The sequence below is a fragment of the Amycolatopsis sp. CB00013 genome, from assembly GCF_001905755.1.
GTDB lineage: Bacteria > Actinomycetota > Actinomycetes > Mycobacteriales > Pseudonocardiaceae > Amycolatopsis > Amycolatopsis japonica.
Genome location: NZ_LIWC01000006.1, coordinates 322,728 through 337,731, shown reverse-complemented (window position 1 = coordinate 337,731; position 15,004 = coordinate 322,728). Strand labels below are relative to the sequence as shown.

Below are 15,004 nucleotides of genomic sequence, written 5' to 3'. Positions count from 1 at the left end.
CACCTCCCCCCGATCGGGTGAACTTGCTTTCCTCGCATTCTTGCCTGCCGTGTTACGTGGTCAGCGAGGGAGTCACAGTTGCCGTCCCGCCGGACGACGTTCAGTATGCCTCCGGCTACAGCGAGACGAACAGAAGACCGGCCGATCCTTCGCCTGTTGGGCTGATCGGGCTACGCCGTCTGACCGGTGGGTGATGTCGGCCTGACTCGTCCGCGGGTATCTCCGGGCCGATCGCCCCACCCTCGCTCGGCGCAGCCGGGCCGCCGTTCGCCGCCGCCGGAGGTCCGGCTGGGCCGAATGGTCCAACACTGAGTAGAGACCGGTCTGGAGGTGGAGGCCGGCTGGGTCAAAGGGGTGAAGGCGATGAACGGTTTGCTCGACGACAAGGCCGTCGTCGTGACCGGGGCGGGTCGTGGCCTCGGCGAGGCGTTCGCGGTGCACGTGGCGAGGGCGGGCGGGGCCGTCGTGGTGAACGACATCGATGCCGAACTGGCCGAACGGACGACGGAGAACATCCGCCGGTTCGGGGGCAGGGCGGTCGCCAGCGGTCACAGCGTCGCCGATCCGAAGCAGGCGCAGGAGATCGTGGACCTCTGTCTCGCGGAGTTCGGCGCGATCGACGGGCTGGTCAACAACGCGGGCCTGAACTACGAGGCGCTGCCGTGGGAGGACGATGTCGAGCAGGCCCGGGAACTGGTCGAGGTGAACGTCCTCGGCGTCATGTACACCGGGCTCGCCGCGATCAAGGCGATGGTTTCGCGGGGCACGCCCGGCTCGATCGTCAACATCTCGTCCGGGGCGTCGCTCGGGCAGCGCAAGCTCGGCGTGTATGCCGCCAGCAAGGGCGCCGTCGCTTCGCTGACCTACTCCTGGGCGCTCGACCTGGAGGAGAGCGGGATCCGGGTGAACGCGGTCTGCCCGCTCGCGCACACCCGGATGGTGTGGAAGTCCGAACGGTCGCTGCGGGCCTGCCCGCCGGACCGGACGCCGTCGCGGATCGCGCCGGTCGTGCTCTTCCTGCTCGGCTCCGGATCCGACGGGATCACCGGGCAGATGATCCGCTGCAACGGGCCGCAGCTGCACGTCATGGGCCAGCCGTACCTGAAGCAGCCCATCCTCGAGCGGCCGGTGTGGGACACCGAGACCGTGCAGCGCGCCTTCGACGAGGTCTTCAGCGCGCACCTGGAGAACTACGGCCTCGAAAAGCGTGTCCCGCCCCGGCTCCGCAAGTGGACGGAGTCCACCCGGACCGCCTGACACCCGTGATCAGACGGACGACACGCGTGATCAGAGACGGAACTCGCGTGATCAGGCGGCGAACTCACGTGATCAGAGACGGAACGCCTCCAATCACGCGAGTCCCGTCCCCAATCACGCGAGTTCGCCATCTGATCACGCGTGTCGTCCGGTTTAGCCGATGACGAAGGGCAGCTTCGCGGCCAAGTCGCCTAGAGCGGCCTTCTCGGCGTCGGTCGCTTCGCGGCGTCCAGTGCCGACCAGGAGCGCGTCGGTGTCGGAGAACGACGCGGGGAACTTCTCGCCGGTCCGTTCCTCCAGGATCCGCCGCGTCTCGGCGAGGCCGTCGGCGGCGGGGCCGTCGAGGTGCGGGAGGTGCGCGACCAGGTCGAGGTGGTGCAGCGTCCACTCCAGGACGTATGCGGAAAGGAAGTCGCCCGCGGTCAGGACGATGTCGCGGGTGGCGACCCGGGCCGCCGGGTCGGCGAGGGTGGCGGCCCGGCCGGCGGCGGAACCGACGTCGTCGAGGTGGAACTTGAGCAGCCGCGGCTCCTGGTACGCGGCGGCGAGCCGCACGATCAGCGCGTCGAGGTCGTCCTCACCGGTGGGCGGTTCGCCGGACACCTCCCAGTAGGTGACCGCGTCGCGCGTCGGTTCCGTGTCGGCGGGGGTGGCGAGGGTGATCAGCACGTCCTGGGCGTCGATCACGAGGTGACACGCCAGGTCCCGCACCAGCCAGCCGGCGCAACCGGACGGTTTGTCGAAGTCTTCGTCGGGGGTTTCGGAGACGGCGGCGAGCAGCGCCGCCCAAGATCGGGAAAAGAGATCCACGGCGGCAAGTTAGCAGCGGTCGCCGACCGGTCGCGACTCCTTTCGGCCCGGCCCGCGTGCGATGAACGGTCCTTTCCTTGCAAATTTCGCAAGGAAAGGACCGTTCCTGGCGCGCGCGAGGGGTCAGGCGCCGGCGGCAGGAGCGGGTTCGGGGGTGGCGGCCGCGTACAGATCCGCGATGGTCGGCGCGTACCGGTCGTTGATGATCCGCCGCTTCAGTTTCAAAGTCGGCGTCACTTCACCGGTTTCCGGCGTCCACGCCTTGGGGATCACGTGATACCGCTTGATCTGCTCGATCCTGGCCAGCCGCGCGTTCGCCGCCTCGACGGCCTTCTCGATCTCCGCGCGGACCTCGGCGTTGTCGGCGAGCGATTCGCCCTCGGCGAGCTGGATGCCGTTCGCGGTCGCCCAGCCCGGCGCGATCTCGTCGTCGACGACGATCAGCGCCGTGACATACGGCCGTTTCTCGCCGATCGCGACGGCCTGCCCGATCAGCGGGTGCTCCTTGAGCAGCCCTTCGATCTTCGTCGGGGCGATGTTCTTGCCGCTCGAAGTGATGATCAGTTCCTTCTTGCGGTCGGTGATCGTGACGAAGCCGCGTTCGTCGATCGTGCCGATGTCGCCGGTGGCGAGCCAGCCGTCGGCGTCGACGTCCGGTTTGATCGTGCCGTCCGCCTGGAGGTAGCCGAGGAACACGATCGCGCCGCGGACGAGGAGTTCGCCGTCTTCGGCGACCTTCACCTCGATGCCTTCCAGCGGGCGGCCGACCGAACCGGCCTTGAACGCCGTCGGCGTGTTCGACGTGACCGCGCCGGTGGTCTCGGAAAGTCCCCAGACCTCCTGGATCTCGACGCCGAGCCCGGCGATGAAGTACAGGATCTCCACCGGCAGCGCGGCGGCGCCGCTGGACGCGACCTCGATCTGGTCGAGGCCCAGCATCGCCCGCACCGGCGCGAGCGCGGCCGCGTCGGTCTGCGCGATCTTCTCGGCGAGCTCCGGCGGCACCTCCTTGCCGTCACTGCGCAGTTTGTAGCCCTGCTGCAGCAGTTCGTTCGCGCCGATCAGGCCGTTCCGCTTCTCCTCCGGCAGCGAGCCGAGCAGGTTCTTCAGACCCGCCACCATCTTTTCCCACACGCGCGGGACACCGAAGAAGCTCTTCGGATGCACCTGGCCCAGCGCGCCGACGACGCCCGTCGGATCGCCGACGGTGTGCACGTGCCCGGCCCACACGATCGGCATGTAGATCGACAGTTCCCGTTCGGCGATATGCGCGAGCGGCAGATACGCGATGTTCGTGGCGTGCATCGGGGAGTCGTGCAGCTTCTGGACGGCGACGGCCTGGTAGATCGCGTTGCGGTGCGACAGCACGACACCCTTGGGGTCGCCGGTGGTGCCCGAGGTGTAGATCATCGACAGCGGGTCGTCCGGCGTGATCGCGGACCACGCCGTCTCGAACGCCTCCGGGTCGGCCGCGTGCGCTTCGGCGCCCGCCGCGCGGAGATCGGCGAAGGACAGGAAACGCTTGTCGTCCTGGGGAACCACGGACGCGTCGAGCAACACGACGTGCCGCAGCGCGGGCAGGTCGTCGAGGACCTGGGACCAGCGGTCGAGTTCGTCGGCACCGGCGAGGACGACGACGCCGGCGGCGCTGTGCCGGGCGACGAACCCGATCTGCTCCGGGCTCAGCGTCGCGTACGCGGTGCAGGGGATCGCGCCGAGATGGGCGGCGGCGAGGTCGGCGATCAGGTGCTCCGGGCTGCTCGGCGCCATGATCAGCATCCGGTCGCGGACGCCGAGCCCGAGACCGGCGAGCCCGCGGGACACCTCCGCGATGGCGGTGCGGAATTCGGCCCAGGTGAGGGTCGGCTTGCCCTCGATGTCGAGTGACGTCACCGCCGGCAGGTCACCGAACTCCTGGGCGTTGCGGTGAAGCAGGGCGGGGATGGTCTGGCCTTCGATCTGCTCGGCGACGGTCGGCTGGGTGGTCAACGCTGGCCTCCTCGATGCTGCCTGATCAGGCACACTGTAAGGGCTGTCGGCAGTGCTGGATAGAGAATCGCGGCCACGGTTGCGCTACGCGAAATGTCCACCTTTTCCGTTTTCACCGCGTCAGCCCCGAACAAGGAGGAGCCTCGACGATGACCGGTTCGGCACGCGAGTTGATCGACGCGGTCCAGGCGGAACTCGCCCCGCGCGACGGCGAGAACAGGCTGGTCCCGTCGGTCGAAGCGGGCGAGGCGCCGCGGGAGGTCTTCGCCGCGATCGCCGAGGAGGAGTACCGGATCGTCCGCAGCGACTGGCGCAGTTTCCTGCACCTCGCCTCGCGTGCGAGGGAGCGGAACGCGAGGGAGTTCTTCGCGGCCTTGGCTTCGGGCGAGGGGCTGGCGCTCGGCAAGCTGGCGGCGCTCGCGGAGGAATCGCCCGATTTCGAGCCGCGCGCGGGATGCCAGTCGTATCCGGCGTTCGTCGCCTGGCTGGCGCTCAACGGCGAACCGGCGGACGTCATCGTGGCGATCGTCGCGAACTTCGCCGCCTTCGGCCGGTACTGCGCCGCGATCGCCGCCGCGATGCGCGAGCGGTACGGCTTCGACGACGGGGCCTGCGCCTTCTTCGACTTCTTCGGTGCGCCGTCGCCCGAGCTCGAAGACCTGGCCGTCCGAGCCGTGCAGGCCGCGCTCGACGCCGGTGAACTGTCCGAAAAGGACGCTCGGACGCACGCGCGGCTCTTCCAGTCGTACGAACTGGACTTCTGGAACACACTCGCCGACGATGGTGGCCGTGACTGACCTCGTAGCCGAGGCCGCGGCGCTGGACGCGGCCGATCCCTTGGCGCACAAGCGAAACGACTTCGAACTCGAGGCGGGCGTCGCCTATTTCGACGGCAACTCGCTGGGCGCCCCGCCGAAACACGTGGCCGGACGGCTCGCCGCGGTCGTCCGCGAGCAATGGGGCGGACGGCTCATCCGGTCCTGGTCGGAGGGCTGGTGGGAGGCGCCGGTACGGGTCGGCGGGCGGATCGCGCCGCTCGTGGGCGCGGCGCCAGGTCAGGTCGTCGTGGCGGACTCGACGAGTGTGAACCTGTTCAAGGCACTGGTCGCCGCCACCCGGCTCCAGCCCGGCCGCGACGAGATCCTCGTCGACGCCGACACCTTCCCGACCGACGGCTACATCGCCGACGAGGCCGCCCGGCTGACCGGGCGCACGGTGCGCCGGGTGGTCGCCGAGGACATGCCGGCCCAGGTGAGCGAGCGGACGGCCGTCGCGCTGATCAACCACGTCGACTACGTCACCGGGCGCGCCCACGACCTGGCGGGGCTGACTGCGGCGCTGCACCGCGCCGGGGCGCTGGCGCTCTGGGACCTCTGCCACAGCGTCGGCGCGCTGCCGGTCGAGCTGGACGCGGCAGGCGTGGACCTCGCCGTCGGCTGCACCTACAAATTCCTCAACGGCGGCCCCGGCGCACCCGCTTTCCTTTACGTGGCGACGAAATGGCTGGACCGCTTCGAGCAGCCACTGGCGGGCTGGGCGGGTGACCGCGACCCGTTCGCGATGCGGGGCGCGTACGAGGCGCACGCCGGTATCGAGCGTGGCCGCGCGGGCACGCCCGACATGCTTTCGCTGCTCGCGCTCGACGCCGCCCTCGACGTCTGGGACGGCGTGGACCGCGGCGTGCTGCGGGAGAAGGGCCTCGCGCTCGGCGACTTCTTCTTCCGGTGCGCGGACGAGCTCCTCGGCGGCGCGAAGATCCCGACCCCGCGCGGCCGGGACCGCGGGCATCAGATCTCGGTGATCGACGACGACGCGGCCGAGACGATGGCGGCCTTGATCGACCGTGGGGTGATCGGGGACTTCCGCCCGCCCAACGTGCTGAGGTTCGGGCTCGCGCCGCTCTACACCACGTACGGCGAGGTGCTCCGCGCCGTCACGACGCTGCGGGAGCTCCGGAGCTGAGCGCGGAGTGATACCCGGTGTGGTGAAAATGGTGAACCGTATTCGGAAATGGGTGGCAAATAGGTGATCGCCTCGCCCCGGTGGGGGAGAACGGGCGATCTTTCGCGAATCCGCTGTTAATCTCGACATTCGCTCTCGCCGCGAATGTGACGTAGATCCTTCCCCTGTGGCGTAAGGAAAACCTACGTCGCCCGTCTTACCGGTGAGGCGCGGGCCACGGCGCCTGGAGAAGGAGGGGATCGTGTCGTTCACCTATGTCGTCGTCGCCGTGTTCGGTGTCGCCTCCGGTTTCCTGCTCAACGAATTCGGCTCCCGGTACCCGGTGGAGACGGTTCTCGTCGCGATCCTGATCTGCGGGGTGGCGACCTTGTGCTGGGCGGGCGTCCGGATGCTGCGGGACGCGTCCGGGCGGGTCGAGGCGCTCATCGACGACGAACTCGGCCGCCGCGACGAAGATCATTTCGCCGAATCGGCCGCGATAAGCGTCGGGAATTCTCGATTCCGTGGCGCGAAGGGTGTTACGACGGCGTTCCTCCGCGGTGATGTCGTTCGCAAACCGAACGGTATGTGGAGCCCTGGTCCGAAAGCGTGAGCGACGTCACGGCGAGTAGTTTTCGTCGACTTTTTCGCTGAGACGCGGACGTCACGAGGTGTGACTTGATCGTGTCCGAAGAGCGTCGATCAAGCCGCTGCCTGCGCTAAACCGCCAGGTGATCTACTGGTCGGTCACTTAGCCGGGTGCCCTGTCCCACGTGGTGGACTTTCCTGGTCCGGCTGCCTCTTGTCAGCAGGTCACGGCCATACGCGACTACCCTTCGCGTCTGGACTTGACTCACCCGTTTGGGTCTCCTAGCGTCTTCGCGGGCGGAGCGGACCACGCTGTGTTGATCCGGCTATCGGATCCCGCGGGTATGAGATCCCCGGCGACCCGACACCAATAACTGCCGGAAGGAAAACGGACCACGGTGAAGCAGATTTCCCTTGGACGAGGCCGCGGCTCTTCGATTCGTTCGCGCGTTCTGACGATCGCGCTCATTCCGAGCATCGCGCTGATGCTGGTCGGTCTGGCGATCGGCGGGTACCTGATCTTCGACGCGGTCAATGGCCGTGACTACGCGCAGCGGATCCGTGACTCGGAAGCCCCTTCTCTCCCCTTCTTCGTCCAAGTACAGGAAGAGCGGCGCCTGGCGCTGCGCGAGCTCGCCGGCGACCGGTCGCAGCACGCCACGCTCACCGAGCAGCGCGCCAAGACCGACGCCGCCGCCCAGGGTGTCGCCGCGCATCTGCAGAAGTTCATCGGGGACTCGCCCGACAGCGTGCAGCGCAACATCGCCACGCTGAACGGGCTCCTCCAGAAGATGCCGCAGATCCGGCAGTCGGCCGACTCCGGTCAGCTTCCGCTGCTGGACGCCTTCACCTTCTACAACCAGATCCTCGACCAGTTCGTCGACGGTCTGACCGGGCTGGCCCAGGACGCGCCGAACGCCGAGAACGCGTATCAGCGGATCACGGCGGTCCCGCTGTTCACCGCGATCGACCAGATGCAGCGCGCGAACGCCCTCGCCGCCGCGGCCGTCGCGGGCGGCGGCTTCACCGACGAGACCTACCGCGCGTACGTCACCGAGGTCGGTTCCTACCGCTCGCAGCTGGAGTCGTCGGTCTCGCGGATGCTCCCGGACGTCAAGGCGAAGTTCGACCAGCTCGTCGCGAGTGATCCGTGGAAGGCCGTCAACACGGTCGAGAACACCTTCCTGCAGAACAGCAAGGCCACGCTCCCCATCCCCGAGCAGACGTGGCTGCAGGCCGCGCGCGGCGTCAGCGACGCGATGATGCGCGGCTTCGTCGAGCAGAGTGGTACGGCCACGACGCAGGCGGTCGACGACGCCGACCGGACGCTGATCACGTCGGCCATCGCCGCGGCCATCGCGCTGCTGGTGGCGATCGGCGTGTTCGTCATCGCCCTGCGGCTGTCGAACCGGCTCATCGGACGGCTGGCCCGGCTGCGCGAGGACACCCTCGACGTCGCCGAGATCCGGCTGCCGGAGCTGGTGGACCGGGTGCGCGCGGGCGAACCCGTCGACCTCGACGACAAGGGTCACTTCCTCGACCACGGCGACGACGAGATCGGCCAGGTCGCCGAGGCCTTCAACAAGGCGCAGCAGACAGCCATCGCGGCCGCCGTCGAAGAGGCCCGGACCCGTGAGGGCACCAAGACGGTGTTCCTCAACATCGCGCACCGCAGCCAGGTCATCGTGCACCGCCAGCTCAAGGTGCTCGACCAGGCCGAGCGCAAGCAGGAGGACCCGGAGCAGCTGGACACGCTCTTCCAGCTGGACCACCTCTCCACCCGCGCCCGCCGCAACGCCGAGAACCTGATCATCCTCGGTGGCGGCCAGCCCGGCCGTCAGTGGCGCAAGCCGGTGACGCTCGCCGAGCTGACCCGCGGCGCCTCGGCCGAGACCGAGGACTTCGCCAGGGTGAAGACGGCGAAGATGCCCGCGATGGCGGTACAGGGCCCGGTCGTCGGCGACCTCGTGCACCTGCTCGCGGAGCTCATCGACAACGCGACCTCGTTCTCGCCGCCGCAGTCGCGTGTCGAGCTGCGGGGCAACGTGGTCGGCAAGGGTGTCGTGATCGAGGTCGAGGACCAGGGCCTCGGTATCGAGCCCGAGCAGGCCGCCGAGCTGAACGCGATGTTGGCCGATCCGCCGGACTTCGGCATCATGGCCTTGTCAGCCGAGCCACGGCTGGGCCTGTTCGTGGTCGCGCGCCTCGCCGCACGGCACGGGATCTCCGTGCACCTGCGCGAATCCGCGTACGGCGGCACCAGGGCCATCGTGCTCGTCCGCACCGACCTGCTCGCGCCGGTCCCGTCTGATGAGCCGGAGGACGAGGTGGACCCCGAGAGCACCGAGGTGCCGGAGGCCGCGCCGCTGCTTCCGGGCCGTCGTGCCCGCCACCGCACCGAGTTCCCCGCGGAGCGGCCCGAGCTGCCCGTGCCGATGCCGGTCGCGCCGCAGCCCCAACCCCAGCCGCAGGTGCAGCAGGGACCGGAGCAGCCTGGAGGCGCCTTACCGCCGCTGCCCCCGCGCCCGCCGCGCGTGCCCCGGCCGGAAACGCCGCGGCCCGAGCCGATCCGCCCGGAACCCGCGCGTGCCGAGGCCCGTCCGCAGCCGGTGCAGCCGCCGGCGTGGCCGCCCGCCGACACCCGGCCCCAGGACGGCCGTCCGCCGCAGACCCGGCGGCCCGGCCCCGAGGCGCCCGGCAGGCCACCGCTGCCGCAGCGCCGTCGTCAGGCGAACCTGGTCCCCCAGCTGATGGAGGACCGGCCGGCCGCCCAGCGCGAGGAGGTCCGCGAGGACACCCCCGAGCTGGCCAGGAACCGGCTCGCCGCGTTCCAGCAGGGCACGCGCCGCGGCCGGGACACCGAACCCACCGACGACTACACCGACCTCGACATGTACGGAGATCGTGACTAGATGGCCAACGCGGGAGTCAGTGAACTCGACTGGTTGCTGGATGACCTGGTCAAGCGCGTCAGCGGGGCGGACAGGGCGGTGGTCCTGTCCTCCGACGGCCTGCTCATCGGACGGTCGGGAAACCTGTCGGAGCAGGACGGCGAGCACCTGTCCGCGGTCGCGTCGGCGTTCCAGAGCCTCGCGCGGGGCACGGGACGGCACTTCGGCGGCGGCAACGTCCGTCAGACCATGGTCGAGATGGACCACGCCTTCCTGTTCGTCACCGCGGCCGGCCGCGGCGCGTGCCTCGCGCTGCTGGCGAAGGAGGACGCGGACATGGGCCTCGTGGCCTACGAGATGAACCTGATGGTCAAGCGGGTCGGCGCGGTGCTCACCTCGGCGCCCCGCGCCGCGACTCCCACTTCGCCATGAGCGGGCGGCACGAGTCGTGGTTCGAGGAGGAGGCCGGGCCGCTGGTCCGGTCGTACGCCGTCACGGGCGGGCGCACCCGCTCGGACACGCTCGGCCTCGACCTGATCACCCTGGTGGTCGCCATGCGCTCCTCGCACGAGGTCGCGGGCTTCGAGCCGGAGTACGGGCGGATCCTCAACCTGTGCCAGAGACCGACGTCCGTCGCGGAGGTCGCCGCGCGTATCGATCTGCCGTTGCCGGTGGTGAAGGTGCTGCTGAGCGACCTCATCGAACAGAACCTCGTGCTGTTCCGCACCGCGACCCCGGTCACCGACACCCCCAACAAACACGTACTCCAGGCGGTTCTTGATGGCATCCGGAAACTCTGAGCCCCGGCGATCGTTGACCGCGAACGCGGTCAAGGTCCTCATCGCCGGCGGGTTCGGGGTCGGTAAGACCACGATGGTCGGTTCGGTCAGCGAGGTTCCCCCGCTGCGCACCGAGGAGGTCATCACCGCGGCGTCCGAGGGCGTCGACGACCTCACCGGCGTCGAGAAGAAGACGACCACCACGGTGGCGCTGGACTTCGGCCGCATCACCATCAACCCCGAGCTGATCCTGTACCTGTTCGGCACGCCCGGTCAGGACCGGTTCTGGTTCATGTGGGACGAGCTGGCCGAAGGCGCGCTCGGCGCCGTCGTGCTGGCGGACACCCGGCGGCTCGACAGCTGCTTCGCGGCCGTCGACTTTTTCGAGCGCCGCGGCCTGCCGTTCGTCGTCGCCGTCAACTGCTTCGACAACGCGTACCGCTACGGCACCGAGGAGGTCCGGCAGGCGCTCGACGTCGGCATGGACGTCCCGCTGCTGCTGTGCGACGCGCGGGAACGCGAGTCGACCAAGCAGGTGCTGACCGTGCTGATGGAGCACGTGCTGGCGCTTTCGGACCTGGCCGCCGGGTTGCCGCAGGGCCGCTGACGCCTCTCCGGAGTGCCAGGAACGGTCCTTTCCTTGCAAATTTCGCAAGGAAAGGACCGTTCCTGGCATCGGCGGGGGTTCAGGACTTGCGGCGGCGGCGCAGGGTGTCGAGCGCGTAGGTGCCCGGTCCCACCACCGCGAACAGCAGGAAGATCCAGGAGTACAGCGCGGCCGTCTCGCCCTTGTTCTGCAACGGAAGCAGCGCGTCGGGCTGGTGTACGACGAAGTACGCGTACGCCATCGTGCCCGAGAGCAGGACCGCGACGGGGCGGGTGAACAGGCCCGCCAGGACGAGCAGCGAACCGACCGTTTCGATCACCCCGGCGTACCAGCCCGGCCAGGTGCCGACCGGTACGGCGGCCTTGTCGAACAGTCCCATCTTCTGCAAACCGTGGCAGAGGAAGAGGAACGACACCACAACGCGGACCACGGAGAGGGTAAGTCCCTGCCACTTCGGAGCGGTCGGGCCCACCTCGGTGGTCGTGGCGGCGGCTGTCTGGGTCATGACGCATCCTTCCGGCTCAAGGTGGTCTAAACCATTGATGTGATTGAGGATGCCGGATACCCCCATCGGTAGGGAACTTTCTTTCGGGGGGTAATTCCATGTTATGCCCTCATTTATTGACAGCGAATCGACAGGTACGCGATAAAAAGGCTCCTTTCCTGGAATCAATCCAGGAAAGGAGCCTCGCGATTCCCGTTCAGCGTCGACGGCGCAGGGTGTCGAGGGCGTAGGTGCCCGGGCCGATCGCGGCGATCAGCAGGAAGATCCAGCAGTAGAGGGTGGACAGCTCGCCCATGTTCTGAAGCGGCAGCAAGCCTTCCGGCGCGTGCACGGTGAAGTAGGCGTAGGCCATGACGCCGGAGAGGAGTACCGCGACCGGCCGGGTGAACAGGCCCACCAGCACCAGCGCGGCGCCGACGACCTCGATCACGCTGCCGTACCAGCCGGGCCAGGAACCGAGCTCGACCGAGCCGCCCGCGCCGTCGACGCCACCGAAGAAGCCGAATCCCTGCAAACCGTGGCAGAGGAAGAGGAACGAGACGACGATCCGGACGGCCGACTGGATCGCGCCCTGGGCCTTGGCGGCACGCGAGGTGGTGGCGGTGGTGGTCTCGGCGGGGGTGATGGTCTGCGTCATGGTTCCGGTCCTTCCGGGAGTGTCTGTCGGGCGGCTTCTGACAACGCGTCGGACAGGCTCGACGCGAATCGACATCCACGACGAAACTTTTTTCGCGGGCCGGTCACATCACCCGGTCGGAGCAAGGCCAGACTGGACGGCATGGCGGGTAAGACGAGTGCCGGGATCCTGCTCTTCCGCAGGTCGGGCGAGGTGACCGAGGTGCTTCTCGGGCATATGGGCGGGCCGTTCTGGGCGAAGAAGGACGCGGGCGGTTGGTCGGTGCCCAAGGGGGAGTACGAGCCGGACGAGACGCCGGAGGACGCGGCGCGGCGCGAGTTCCAGGAGGAGCTGGGGCTGCCGGCTCCGGAGGGGGAGTACCTCCCGCTCGGGGAGGTGAAGCAGTCCGGCGGCAAGGTCGTGACGGTCTGGGCGGTGGAGGGAGACCTCGACCCGGCTCAGGTCGTGCCGGGTGTCTTCGAGATGGAGTGGCCGCCACGGTCGGGCCGGACGCAGGAGTTCCCGGAGGTCGACAGGGTCGCCTGGTTCGGGCTGGCCGAAGCCGAGGAGAAGCTGCTCAAGGGGCAGCGCCCGTTCCTCGTCCGGCTGAGTGAACTGCTCAACGGCTGAGCAGCTCGCCGAGTGGTTTGTCGGCCAGCGAACCCAGCACGAGGTCGGCGTGGTCGAAGTTCAGCACCGCGGTGATCGCGTTCGGCACGGCGACGCATTCGAGTCCGGCGGCCTTCGCCGCGGTCACGCCGTGCGGTGAGTCCTCGAACGCGATCGCCTCGGCCGCGGGCAGATCCAGCGCGGCGAGCGCGGCCAGATAGAGGTCCGGGCTCGGCTTCGCCTGGTGGAGGTCGCCGGTGAGCACGGCCTCGAACGCGTCCGCGAGGCCGAGCCGGTTCAGGTGGGTGGTGACCCAGTCGCCGGTCGAGCTGGACGCGATGGCCAGCCGCAGTCCCTGCTCCTTCGCGTCCGCGAGGTACTCCTCGACGCCGGGACGCGGCCCCACGGCTTCCAGCAGTTCGGTGACCCTGGCGCGGACGCCGGTGCGGACCGCGACCCGGTCGAGGTTCTCGTCGTTCTTCTCCAGCAGCTCGAACATCGCGACGGCGGTGTTCTGCGTGCCGATCACGGTGTGCCAGACGTCGAGGGGGAGTTCGTCGCCGCGGGCGCGGAAGGTCTCCTGCCAGGCCACGAGGACGGCCGCCTCGGTGTCGACCAGCGTCCCGTCGAAGTCGAAGATCAATGCGCCGGTCATGGGACGAGTCTACGTCTTGACTCACTGAGTGGTACGGATTACCGTACGCATTCGTTAGGAAACTTACCAAACGAACAAGTGTACTCGAAGTGAACGCCGCGCACCCGTCCCTCTCAACCCGCCGCCACGGATTCCCGGGGAGATCGATGTGAAGGCCCGAACCCGACTACTGCCACTTGGCGCGGCCGCCATCCTGTTGCCGACGCTGCTCAGCGGCAACGCGCAAGCCGCTGATGTCCTTTTGTCCCAAGGAAAACCCGTCCTCGTCTCCTCGGTGGAGTCGTCGTCCTACGGCGGCCCGCTCGCGGTCGACGGCAAGACGAGCACCCGCTGGGCGAGCGCCGAAGGCGTGGACCCGCAGTTCATCCGCATCGACCTCGGCGGCCCCTCGGCCATCAACCGGGTCAAGCTGAACTGGGAGGCCGCGTACGCCAGCGCGTATCGCCTGGAAGTCTCCAACGACGGCTCGGCGTGGACCTCGATCAAGTCCGTCACCGGCGGCAACGGCGGGACCGACGACCTCACCGGGCTGTCCGGCCGCGGCCGGTACCTGCGCCTCGTCGGCACCAAACGCGCCACCAGTTACGGCTACTCCCTTTGGGAGATGCAGGTTTACGGGACGTCGGACTCGTCCGGCGACACGCAGGCGCCCACCGCGCCGACGAACCTCAAGGCCGGTTCGATCACCGCGTCCACTGTGGACTTGACGTGGACCGGTTCGACGGACAACGTCGGCGTCAGCGGCTACGAGGTGCTGCGGAACGGTCAGGTCGTCGGCACAACTGAAAGCGCTTCCTACACCGACAGCGGGCTGAGCGCGTCGACCGCGTACAGCTACACAGTCCGTGCGAAGGACGCCGCCGGCAACACCTCGGCGGCCAGCAACCAGGTGCAGGCGACCACGCAGGCGGGCGGCTCGTCGTTCGTGCTCGCCGCTTCCGGTGACATCGCCGAACAGTGCACCGCGTCCTCGTCCTCGTGCATCCACCCGAAGACCGCCGCGCTGGTCGGCCAGATGAACCCGGCCGCGGTGATCACCATGGGCGACAACCAGTACGACGACGCCCACATCGAGGACTTCACGAGCTACTTCGACAAGACCTGGGGCAAGTACAAGAGCATCATGCACCCGGTCCCCGGCAACCACGAGACCTACGACCACACCCCGCTGGGCGCCTACAAGCAGTACTTCGGCAAGATCGCGACGCCGAACGGGAAGACCTACTACAGCTGGGAAATGGGCAACTGGCACTTCGTCGCCATCGACAGCACGGAGTTCTCGCCCGGTCTGGCCGCGAACGCGATCAGCGACGAGCAGCTGAACTGGATCAAGCAGGACCTGCAGAGCAACACCAAGCCCTGCGTCGCCGCGTACTACCACCACCCGCGCTACACCTCGGGTGACCACGGCGACAACGACAAGATGGCGACGCTCTGGGAGACCATGGTCGGAAACAAGGTCGACCTGGTGCTCAACGGGCACGACCACCACTACGAGCGCTTCTACCCGCAGAACGCCGACGGCGACAAGGACGCGGCCGGTCCGGTGCAGATCATCGGCGGTGGCGGCGGGGCGACCCTCTACCCGGTCAAGACCGAACACCCGGCCACCGCGAAGGCGATCTCGACCTACGGCGTGCTCAAGCTGAACATGTCGGACAACGCCTTCTCGACCCAGCTGATCGGTCTCGACGGCAAGACCATCGACTCCTCTCCCACCTACACCTGCCACTGATCCCCGTGAGGAGTGCCGCGTC

Annotated in this window: 15 protein-coding genes; 10 read left to right on the top strand and 5 right to left on the bottom strand. The window is 68.6% G+C overall.

The window, feature by feature from the left end:
- The first annotated feature begins 363 nt into the window (after window positions 1-363).
- Complete coding sequence (locus AMK34_RS35040; protein WP_037342529.1) at window positions 364-1,257, top strand: SDR family NAD(P)-dependent oxidoreductase; 894 nt, start codon at window positions 364-366, stop codon at window positions 1,255-1,257.
- Window positions 1,258-1,410: 153 nt separating this feature from the next.
- Here AMK34_RS35040 and AMK34_RS35035 read toward each other — a convergent pair whose 3' ends face one another.
- Both AMK34_RS35035 and AMK34_RS35030 read right to left on the bottom strand, forming a co-directional pair.
- Window positions 1,411-2,067 carry a maleylpyruvate isomerase N-terminal domain-containing protein gene (locus AMK34_RS35035; protein ID WP_073848225.1) on the bottom strand — a complete coding sequence of 219 codons (657 nt, stop codon included), beginning with the start codon at window positions 2,065-2,067 and terminating at the stop codon, window positions 1,411-1,413.
- Between the two features lie 123 nt (window positions 2,068-2,190).
- A complete protein-coding gene (locus tag AMK34_RS35030; protein WP_073848224.1) occupies window positions 2,191-4,056 on the bottom strand; it encodes an AMP-dependent synthetase/ligase in 1,866 nt (621 codons plus the stop codon).
- Window positions 4,057-4,205: 149 nt separating this feature from the next.
- Here AMK34_RS35030 and AMK34_RS35025 point away from each other — a divergent pair, with 149 nt between their 5' ends.
- The 7 genes from AMK34_RS35025 to AMK34_RS34995 all read left to right on the top strand — a co-directional run bounded on the left by AMK34_RS35025 (window position 4,206) and on the right by AMK34_RS34995 (window position 10,862).
- Window positions 4,206-4,853 carry a transcriptional regulator gene (locus AMK34_RS35025; protein ID WP_073848223.1) on the top strand — a complete coding sequence of 216 codons (648 nt, stop codon included), beginning with the start codon at window positions 4,206-4,208 and terminating at the stop codon, window positions 4,851-4,853.
- Window positions 4,837-6,018, top strand: a complete 1,182-nt coding sequence (locus AMK34_RS35020; protein WP_073848222.1) for a kynureninase — start codon at window positions 4,837-4,839, stop codon at window positions 6,016-6,018. Before AMK34_RS35025 ends, AMK34_RS35020 begins: the two co-directional genes overlap by 17 nt.
- A 241-nt stretch (window positions 6,019-6,259) precedes the next feature.
- Window positions 6,260-6,610, top strand: a complete 351-nt coding sequence (locus tag AMK34_RS35015) for a hypothetical protein (RefSeq protein ID WP_073848413.1) — start codon at window positions 6,260-6,262, stop codon at window positions 6,608-6,610.
- Window positions 6,611-6,983: 373 nt separating this feature from the next.
- Entirely contained in the window at window positions 6,984-9,497 is a 2,514-nt protein-coding gene (locus AMK34_RS35010) for a sensor histidine kinase (protein WP_073848221.1), read from the top strand.
- Complete coding sequence (locus tag AMK34_RS35005; RefSeq protein ID WP_037341577.1) at window positions 9,498-9,908, top strand: roadblock/LC7 domain-containing protein; 411 nt, start codon at window positions 9,498-9,500, stop codon at window positions 9,906-9,908.
- Complete coding sequence (locus AMK34_RS35000) at window positions 9,905-10,276, top strand: DUF742 domain-containing protein (RefSeq protein ID WP_016336739.1); 372 nt, start codon at window positions 9,905-9,907, stop codon at window positions 10,274-10,276. The genes AMK34_RS35005 and AMK34_RS35000 overlap by 4 nt, the downstream gene beginning before the upstream one ends.
- Window positions 10,257-10,862, top strand: coding sequence for a GTP-binding protein (locus AMK34_RS34995; protein WP_026466899.1), 606 nt, complete (start codon window positions 10,257-10,259; stop codon window positions 10,860-10,862). The genes AMK34_RS35000 and AMK34_RS34995 overlap by 20 nt, the downstream gene beginning before the upstream one ends.
- Before the next feature lie 79 nt (window positions 10,863-10,941).
- Here the strand turns inward: AMK34_RS34995 and AMK34_RS34990 are convergent, their stop codons facing one another.
- Together AMK34_RS34990 and AMK34_RS34985 are read right to left on the bottom strand one after the other, a co-directional pair.
- Window positions 10,942-11,367 (bottom strand): DoxX family protein, encoded by a 426-nt coding sequence (locus AMK34_RS34990; RefSeq protein ID WP_073848220.1) that lies wholly within the window; start codon window positions 11,365-11,367, stop codon window positions 10,942-10,944.
- A gap of 196 nt (window positions 11,368-11,563) precedes the next feature.
- A complete protein-coding gene (locus AMK34_RS34985; protein WP_038509043.1) occupies window positions 11,564-12,004 on the bottom strand; it encodes a DoxX family protein in 441 nt (146 codons plus the stop codon).
- Window positions 12,005-12,145: 141 nt separating this feature from the next.
- Between AMK34_RS34985 and AMK34_RS34980 the strand changes: the two genes are divergently transcribed.
- A complete protein-coding gene (locus AMK34_RS34980) occupies window positions 12,146-12,613 on the top strand; it encodes an NUDIX domain-containing protein (protein WP_073848219.1) in 468 nt (155 codons plus the stop codon).
- Here the strand turns inward: AMK34_RS34980 and AMK34_RS34975 are convergent.
- A complete protein-coding gene (locus AMK34_RS34975; protein ID WP_073848218.1) occupies window positions 12,603-13,247 on the bottom strand; it encodes an HAD-IA family hydrolase in 645 nt (214 codons plus the stop codon). The genes AMK34_RS34980 and AMK34_RS34975 overlap by 11 nt on opposite strands.
- Before the next feature lie 148 nt (window positions 13,248-13,395).
- Between AMK34_RS34975 and AMK34_RS34970 the strand changes: the two genes are divergently transcribed.
- Complete coding sequence (locus AMK34_RS34970) at window positions 13,396-14,982, top strand: discoidin domain-containing protein (protein WP_241832934.1); 1,587 nt, start codon at window positions 13,396-13,398, stop codon at window positions 14,980-14,982.
- Window positions 14,983-15,004 lie beyond the last annotated feature (22 nt).

What these genes read in the sequence shown, in the direction of transcription:
- AMK34_RS35005 (WP_037341577.1), top strand. Translation starts at nt 9,498, where the DNA reads ATGGCCAACGCGGGAGTCAGTGAACTCGACTGGTTGCTGGATGACCTG.
- AMK34_RS34990 (WP_073848220.1), bottom strand. Translation starts at nt 11,367, where the DNA reads ATGACCCAGACAGCCGCCGCCACGACCACCGAGGTGGGCCCGACCGCT.
- AMK34_RS34975 (WP_073848218.1), bottom strand. Translation starts at nt 13,247, where the DNA reads ATGACCGGCGCATTGATCTTCGACTTCGACGGGACGCTGGTCGACACC.
- AMK34_RS34985 (WP_038509043.1), bottom strand. Translation starts at nt 12,004, where the DNA reads ATGACGCAGACCATCACCCCCGCCGAGACCACCACCGCCACCACCTCG.
- AMK34_RS34995 (WP_026466899.1), top strand. Translation starts at nt 10,257, where the DNA reads ATGGCATCCGGAAACTCTGAGCCCCGGCGATCGTTGACCGCGAACGCG.
- AMK34_RS35025 (WP_073848223.1), top strand. Translation starts at nt 4,206, where the DNA reads ATGACCGGTTCGGCACGCGAGTTGATCGACGCGGTCCAGGCGGAACTC.
- AMK34_RS35020 (WP_073848222.1), top strand. Translation starts at nt 4,837, where the DNA reads ATGGTGGCCGTGACTGACCTCGTAGCCGAGGCCGCGGCGCTGGACGCG.
- AMK34_RS34980 (WP_073848219.1), top strand. Translation starts at nt 12,146, where the DNA reads ATGGCGGGTAAGACGAGTGCCGGGATCCTGCTCTTCCGCAGGTCGGGC.
- AMK34_RS35000 (WP_016336739.1), top strand. Translation starts at nt 9,905, where the DNA reads ATGAGCGGGCGGCACGAGTCGTGGTTCGAGGAGGAGGCCGGGCCGCTG.
- AMK34_RS35040 (WP_037342529.1), top strand. Translation starts at nt 364, where the DNA reads ATGAACGGTTTGCTCGACGACAAGGCCGTCGTCGTGACCGGGGCGGGT.